Here is a 2,090-nt window from a genome sequence, read left to right on the forward strand (position 1 = left end):
GCGACGCCTGCAGGCCCTTCAGCTGCGAGTCGCTGGTCACGTCGCGGAAGACGTCGTCGCTGCGCAGCCGCTCCAGCAGCTTGCCGCTCCAGTCGTTCAGCTCTTCCGCGTGCACGCTCTGCAGGATGTACTGGTAGCGGCTCTTGGACACGCGCCCGCCCAGCTGCAGGTTCTGCACCGGCCGGAAGTACACGGCGATGCCGGGCACGGCGCGCACCTTCCTGCGCAGGCCTTCCAGCACCTGCGGCATCTTTTCGCGTTCGCCGCGCGGCTTGAGGTTGATGAACATGCGCCCGGTATTGGACGTGTTGAGGCCGCCGCCGATGGTGGAGGCGACGCTGCCGACGTTGGAGTCGGCGGCGATGAGGTCGGCCACCTGCGCCTGCTTGTCCGACAGCGCGGCAAACGAGATGTCTTCCGACGCCTCGGTGGTGACGCTGATCTGGCCGATGTCTTCCTCGGGGAAGAAGCCCTTCGGGATGGTCACGAACAGCCAGGCGGTGACGACGAAGGTGGCCAGCGCCACCATCAGGATGACGAAGCGGTGGCGCAGGCCCCAGTCGAGCGTGCGCGTGTAGCGGTCGAGCATGGCGTCGAACAGCCGCTCGAAGCCGCGGATGACGGCATGGTGCTTGTGCCCGTGATCGGCGCTCAGGTAGCGGCTGCACAGCATCGGCACCAGCGTCAGCGACACGATGGCCGACACCAGGATGGCGAGCGACACCACGACGGCGAATTCGTGGAACAACAGGCCGATCACGCCCGGCATGAAGAAGATCGGGATGAACACCGCCACCAGCGACACCGAGATCGACACGATGGTGAAGCCCATCTCCCTGGCGCCGACCAGCGCCGCCTTAAACGGTTTTACACCGTTTTCGACATGGCGCACGATGTTCTCCAGCACCACGATCGCGTCGTCCACCACCAGGCCGACCGCCAGCGTGATGCCGAGCAGGGACACGTTGTCCAGGCTGTAGCCGAGGCCGTACAGCAGCGCGACCGCGCCGACCAGCGACACCGGCAGCGACAGGGCCGGGATCAGCGTCGCCACCAGCTTGCGCAGGAACAGGAAGATCACCAGCACCACCAGCGCGACCGTGATGCCGAGCGTGATGTTCACGTCATGCATCGCCTCGCGGATCGATACCGAGCGGTCGTTCAACAGGTTGATCTGCACCGATTCCGGCAGCTGTGTCTTAAAGCGCGGCAGCATGCTGCGCACCGCGTCGACCACCGCCACCGTGTTGGCGTTCGGCTGGCGCTGGATTGCCAGCACGATCGAGCGCTCGCCGTTGAAGCGGCTGGCGGTCTTGACCGACTCGTAGCTGTCCTCCACCTGCGCGATTTCGCGCAGCCGGATCGGTACGTTATTGCGGCTGGCGACGATCAGCTCGGCGAATCCGGCTGCGTTCTTCAGCTGCGGATTGGCCTGGATGGTCAGCGTCTGCTGCGGGCCGTCGAGCGTGCCGACCGGCGTGTTGGCGTTGGCGGCGCGGATGCCCGCCGCCACCTCGTCGAGCGACAGGTTGCGCGACGCCAGCAGCGCCGGATTGACCTTCACCCGCACCGCGTAGCGCTTCTGGCCGTAGATGTTCACTTGCGCCACGCCGTTCAACGTCGACAGGCTGGGCGAGATCAGGTTTTCCGCGTAGTCGTTCAGCTCGGACAGGTCGAGCGAGGGCGAGGTCAGCGCCAGCAGCAGCACCGCCGCGTCGGCCGGATTGACCTTGCGGTAGGACGGCAGCTGCGTCATTTCGGCCGGCAGCGCGCGCTGCGCGCGCAGCAGCGCGGCCTGCACGTCGACCGCGGCCGCGTCGATGTCGCGCGCCGGATCGAATTCCAGCGTCAGCGAGGTGTTGCCCAGCGTGTTGACGGAGCTGATCACGTTCAGTCCGGCGATGGTGGCGAACTGCTTTTCCAGCGGCAGCGCCACCGACGACGCCATGGTCTCCGGACTGGCGCCGGGCAGGCTGGCGGTGACGCTGATGACCGGCGTGTTATAGCTGGGCAGCGCCGCCACCGGGATCTTCAGATAGGCCAGGATGCCGGCGACCACCACCGACGCGCACAGCAGCACGGTCATCACC

1 protein-coding gene is annotated in these 2,090 nt (G+C 66.6%); it reads right to left on the reverse strand.

The annotated features are described in order from the left end of the window. Positions 1–2,086 (reverse strand): efflux RND transporter permease subunit (locus tag A6M56_RS15245; protein WP_286758221.1); only part of this gene is annotated, 2,086 nt, incomplete at its 3' end. Positions 2,087–2,090: the final 4 nt, after the last annotated feature.

The sequence above is a fragment of the Ralstonia sp. RL genome (genome assembly GCF_001683835.1).
Classification (GTDB): domain Bacteria; phylum Pseudomonadota; class Gammaproteobacteria; order Burkholderiales; family Burkholderiaceae; genus Ralstonia; species Ralstonia mannitolilytica.